This is a genomic window from Burkholderia sp. Tr-20355, from assembly GCF_017104685.1.
Lineage (GTDB): Bacteria > Pseudomonadota > Gammaproteobacteria > Burkholderiales > Burkholderiaceae > Burkholderia > Burkholderia seminalis.
Window position 1 is genome coordinate 1 of the sequence record NZ_JAAGPK010000286.1, and the last position, 5,382, is coordinate 5,382.

A 5,382-nucleotide genomic window follows, 5' to 3' on the forward strand; every position below is an offset into this window, starting at 1 on the left:
CCGCTGCTCAGCGGCGCGGTCGCCACGGCCGCACCCGCGATCGGCGCGGTGGCCGGTGCGCCCGCAACGGCGGCACCGCCCGGCGGCGCCACGCGCAGCAACTGGTCGACTTCGATCTGGTTCGGGTTCGCCAGGTTGTTCCACGACGCGATGTCGCGATAGTTCTGCCCGTTCTCGAGCGCAATCCGGTACAGCGTGTCGCCCGGTTTCACGCGGTAGAAGCCCGGCGGCGGCGGGCCGAGCGGCACCGCGGGCTGCGCGGCGCCGGTCGTGCCGAGCGAGCCGGAGCGATCGACGACAGGCGCGTTGTCGAGCCGCGTCGCACAGGCGGCCAGTAGCGTGGAGAGCGCAGCCACACAGATCGCGCGCTGGGCGAGCGTGAGCGGTTCCCTGGATCGGTTGTTTTGCATCGCGCGCAACATACTCATCGGTTTCAAATCACTCCGGATTTTAAAGGGACAAAGAAAACGCGATCAAGCCGGGACTCTCGCCATTGCGCGTGCGCGACGCGCTCGACGAGCGTGAGCACCTGGTGCTGCCCGCTCTGCGCGCCGACCGGCGCGACGAGCCGCCCGCCGATCGCGAGCTGCTCGAGCAGCGCCTGCGGCACGTCGAGCCCCGCCGCCGCGATCACGATCGCGTCGAACGGGGCCGCGGACGGCAGGCCGACACGCCCGTCGCCGTAGTGCAGACGGATGTTCGGCACGCGCAGCGGCCGCAGGTTCAGCTTGGCGCGCTCGTAGAGCGGCTTGATGCGTTCAATCGAATACACGTCGCGTGCCACGTGGCTCAGCACGGCGGCCTGATAGCCGCATCCCGTGCCGATCTCGAGGACGCGCTCGAGTGTGCGGCCGGCCATCGCGAGCTCGATCATGCGCGCGACGACCGACGGCTTGGAAATGGTTTGCTGGTGGCCGATCGGCAACGCCGAATCCTCGTAGGCCTGCGTCGCGAGCCCCGGATCCACGAACATGTGGCGCGGCACCGCGGCCATCGCGTCCAGCACGCGCGCGTCGGTCACACCGTTCGCACGCAGTCGTTCGACCATCCGCTCGCGCACCCGTTCCGACGTGAGCGCGAACGCGCCGGCCGGCGCGACGCTCGGCGCAGCCGGTTTCGGCATCGCGGGCTTCGGCGCGGTCGGCTTCGGCGCGGTCGCGGGCTTCGCGGCGACGGGACCGGGCAACGCCGATCGCCCGGCAGCGGGCTTTACCGCAACCGGTTTCAGTACGGCAGCGGGCTTGTCGGCCGCCTTCGACACCGCGCCCGCCGCATGGCGTTCACCGGTCCGACCTTCCGATTTGCGTGGCGCTCGCTTGAGATCTTCGAGCGCGAGCGGAAACCGCTTCGCGCGCTCGCCGCTCATGAAGCCCGCCCTCCGGCGCGCGCCCATTCGCGCGTCGCGGGCAGCATCTGCGTATGCGTGAGGTCGAGCTGCAGCGGCGTGATCGACACGAAACCGTTTGCGACGGCGTGGAAATCGGTGCCGTCGCTCGCGTCCAGCGCCGCGCCCGCCGCGCCGATCCAGTAGACCGGCTCGCCGCGCGGGTCGGTCTGGCGAATCACCGGCTGTGACGGATGACGCTTGCCCAGGCGCGTGACCTGCCAGCCCTTCAGCGCGTCGTACGGCAGGTTCGGAATATTGACGTTCAGCAGCGGGTTGCCCGGCAGCGGATGCGCGAGGTAGTGCTCGACGATTTCCGCGGCGACGCGCGCGGCGTCCGCCAGATGGGCCCAGCCCTTGTCGGCCAGCGAGAAGGCGATGGCCGGCACGCCGAACATGATGCCTTCGGTGGCGGCCGCAACTGTCCCTGAATAGAGCGTGTCTTCGCCCATGTTCTGGCCGTTGTTGATTCCGGAAACGACGAGATCCGGCCTCGCGCCGGCCATCCCCGTCAACGCGACGTGCACCGAATCGGTCGGCGTGCCGTTCACGTAGAAGAAACCCGTACCCGCCGCACGCTGCACCGACAGCGGCCGCGACAACGTGAGGGAATTCGACGCGCCGCTGCAGTTCTGCTCGGGCGCGATCACCGTGAGCTCGCCCAGCGGCTGCAGCGCTTCGCTGAGCGCGGCGAGACCGGGGGCAAGATAGCCGTCGTCGTTGCTGAGTAGGATTCGCATCCGGCGATTGTAACCGAGGAAAGATGGCGCGAGAGCGACAGTCCGGCGAGCGCGGACGGACGGGGCACGCATGCGCGCACGGTGCGCCGCCGCATTGCGCGGCGGCCTTCCGCATGCCCGGGAAAACGCGTGGCTGCCCCGGGTTTTCCTTCTCGAAAGCCGTCCCGTCGCGGATCTGGCGCGACGCGACAGGTCCGCGGGCGCTTCCCCTAGATCGCGCCCGCTTCGCGCAGCGCGGCGATCGCCTGCGCGTCGTAGCCGAGGCCGCGCAGCACCTCGTCCGTATGCTCGCCGAGTTCCGGCCCGAGCCAACGCGTTTCACCCGGCGTATCCGACAGCTTCGGCGTGATGTTCGGCAGCGGAATGTCGGTACCGTCGGCCAGCTTGAAACGCTGGATCATCTGCCGCGCGACGAACTGCGGATCGGTGAACATGTCGGCGGCGCTGTAGATGCGCCCGGCCGGCACGTCGGCCGCGTTGAGCACGACGAGCGCCTCGTCGATCGTGCGCGGCGCGAGCCACGCGGCGATCGCGTCGTCGATCTCCCGCGTACGCGGCACGCGCCCGTCGTTTTGCGCAAGCGCGGGATCGTCGGCGAGGTCGTCGCGTTCGATGGCCTTCATCAGCCGCTTGAAGATCGGGTCGCTGTTGCCGCCGATCACGATGCTGCCGTCGCGGCACGCATAGGTGTTCGACGGCACGATGCCCGGCAGCGACGCGCCGGTGCGCTCGCGCACCATCCCGTACACGCCGTATTCGGGCACCACGCTTTCCATCATGTTGAAGACGGCCTCGTATAGTGCAACGTCGACCACCTGCCCCGCGCCGCCGTTGACCTTGCGGTGATGGAGCGCCATCAGCGCGCCGATCACGCCGTGCAGCGCGGCGATCGAATCGCCGATCGAGATGCCGATGCGCGGCGGCGGCAGATCGGGATAACCGGTGATGTGACGCAGCCCGCCCATCGATTCGGCGATCGCGCCGAAGCCGGGCCGGTCGCGGTACGGGCCCGTCTGACCGTAGCCGGACAGGCGCACCATCACGAGGCCCGGGTTGTCGGCCGACAGCACGTCGTAGCCGAGCCCGAGCTTCTCGAGCAGGCCCGGACGGAAGTTTTCGATCACGATGTCGGCCTCGCTCGCGAGCTGACGCGCGATCGCCTTGCCGGCGTCGGCTTTCAGGTTGAGCGTGACCGATTTCTTGTTGCGCGCCTGGACGGACCACCACAGCGACGTGCCGCCCTGCTCCGGGTGGAGCTTGCGCCACTTGCGCAGCGGGTCGCCGCCGTTCGGATCCTCGATCTTGATCACTTCCGCGCCGAATTCGGCGAACAGCCGCGACGCGAACGGCCCCGCGATCAGCGTTCCGAATTCGAGCACTTTGACGCCCGCGAGCGGGCCCTGGGTGGTGCTCATGTGTCTCCCTGGCATGAGGAACGGCGCCGCCTGCCGGCGGCGCCCGGCTTACATCGTGCGGCGATCGAGCATCGCGCGGGCGATGGTGCCCGCGTCGACGTATTCGAGCTCGCCGCCGACCGGCACGCCTCGCGCGAGACGCGTGACCGCGAGGCCGCGCGCCTTCAGCGTCTGGCCGAGGTAATGGGCGGTGGCTTCGCCCTCGTTCGTGAAGTTGGTCGCGAGGACGACCTCCTTGACGACACCGTCGGACGCGCGCCGCACGAGGCGGTCGAAATGGATTTCCTTCGGGCCGATCCCGTCGAGCGGGCTCAGTCGCCCCATCAACACGAAATACAGCCCGCGGTACGTCATCGTCTGCTCGAGCATGATTTGATCGGCAGGCGTCTCGACGACGCACAGCAGCGTCGGATCACGCTCCTCGTCGCTGCAGACCTCGCAGATCTGCGCTTCGGTGAACGTGTTGCACTTCTCGCAGTGCTGCAGGTGCTCGGTCGCGAACAGCAGCGACCGGCCGAGCCGCTCCGCGCCCTCGCGGTCGTGCTGCATCAGGTGGACCGCCATGCGCTGCGCGGATTTCGGCCCGACGCCGGGCAGCACGCGCAACGCTTCGACGAGAGCGGACAGGGCGGACGGCTGTTTCATACGGCGGCAAACGGTGGCACGGACGCCGCGCTCAGAACGGCAGCTTGAAGCCCGGGGGCAGCGGCAGGCCCGACGTCATGCCGCTCATCTTTTCCTGCGACGTCGCTTCGGCCTTGCGCACCGCGTCGTTGAACGCCGCGGCGACGAGATCCTCGAGCATGTCCTTGTCGTCCGCGAGCAGGCTCGGGTCGATCGCGACGCGACGCACTTCGTTGCGGCACGTCATCGTCACCTTGACGAGGCCGGCACCCGACTGCCCTTCGACTTCGATCAGCGCAAGCTGCTCCTGCATCTTCTTCATGTTTTCCTGCATTTGCTGCGCTTGCTTCATCAGTCCGGCGAGGTTGCCTTTCAACATGGGAATACTCCTTCTTGATCGTGTGAAAACCGGCACGCGGCGCGTGCCGGCCAATGTGTGCGGGGCGTGATTGTGCCTGTCGCGGGGCGGTCAGTTCAATGCAGCGTCGGCGGCACGCCGTCCGGCGCCGAATCGGCGAGCGGACGGATCGAGCCGTCGACGATGCGCGCACCGAAGTCGCGCACGAGCTGCTGGACGAACGGATCGCCGTGAATCTCCTGCTCGGCCTCGCGCTGGCGTGCCGCGCGCGCGGCCGCGTCGAGCGCCGCCGCGGTGCGCCGCGCGGGCCCGACCTCGACGGCTACCTCGACCGGCTTGCCGAGCGCATCGGCCAGCGCCGCCTTCAGCTTCGCCACCTGCGCGGCATCCGCGTACTGCGGCACCGGCACCGAAAGTTTCAGGGTGGTCGCATCGACGGCCGTCAGTTCGCTGTTGAACGCGAGCTGGTACGCGACGCCCTTCAGCGGCAGGCGCGCGGCCAGCGCCGGCCATTCGCCGTCGAAACCGACCGGATCCAGCGCGATCGCGGGCGGCAACGGGCGCGTGTCGACCGGCGCGGACGGACGCGCTTCCGCCGGCTTCGGCGTCACGCGCACATCGTCGGGGCCGCTGTCGAACACCGGCACGAAGCCGTCGTCAGGGCCGCCGAACATCTCGTCGGCGCTGAGCGGCACGTAGTCGTCGGGCGGGATGTCCTCCCACGGTGGCGACGTCGGGCGCGCATCGGCAGCCTGCGGCGCACGGGCGGCAGCACGCGGCGTCGGCACCTGCACGGCGGGACGCGGCGCGGCCGGCTTTTCGACGACCGGCTGGGCGGCCGGCTTCGGCGCGGCGCCCGCA

Annotated in this window: 7 protein-coding genes; all 7 read right to left on the bottom strand. The window is 69.5% G+C overall.

The window, feature by feature from the left end:
- The coding region (locus tag G3N62_RS34135) for a LysM domain-containing protein (RefSeq protein WP_175029384.1) at positions 1–428 on the bottom strand (428 nt) is incomplete at its 3' end.
- Positions 429–433: 5 nt separating this feature from the next.
- Positions 434–1,366: a protein-L-isoaspartate(D-aspartate) O-methyltransferase gene (locus tag G3N62_RS34140; RefSeq protein ID WP_034188975.1), complete on the bottom strand. Its 933-nt coding sequence runs from the start codon at positions 1,364–1,366 to the stop codon at positions 434–436.
- Positions 1,363–2,124, bottom strand: a complete 762-nt coding sequence (gene surE / locus G3N62_RS34145) for a 5'/3'-nucleotidase SurE (RefSeq protein WP_034188645.1) — start codon at positions 2,122–2,124, stop codon at positions 1,363–1,365. Before surE ends, G3N62_RS34140 begins: the two co-directional genes overlap by 4 nt.
- Positions 2,125–2,333: 209 nt before the next feature.
- Positions 2,334–3,539, bottom strand: a complete 1,206-nt coding sequence (locus tag G3N62_RS34150; protein WP_059561612.1) for a CaiB/BaiF CoA-transferase family protein — start codon at positions 3,537–3,539, stop codon at positions 2,334–2,336.
- Between the two features lie 48 nt (positions 3,540–3,587).
- Entirely contained in the window at positions 3,588–4,184 is a 597-nt protein-coding gene (recR, locus tag G3N62_RS34155; RefSeq protein WP_006478665.1) for a recombination mediator RecR, read from the bottom strand.
- 31 nt (positions 4,185–4,215) lie between these two features.
- Positions 4,216–4,542 (bottom strand): YbaB/EbfC family nucleoid-associated protein, encoded by a 327-nt coding sequence (locus tag G3N62_RS34160; RefSeq protein ID WP_014896896.1) that lies wholly within the window; start codon positions 4,540–4,542, stop codon positions 4,216–4,218.
- A 95-nt stretch (positions 4,543–4,637) separates the two neighbouring features.
- A partial coding sequence (locus tag G3N62_RS34165) for a DNA polymerase III subunit gamma/tau C-terminal domain-containing protein (protein ID WP_277399665.1) occupies positions 4,638–5,382 on the bottom strand: 745 nt, incomplete at its 5' end.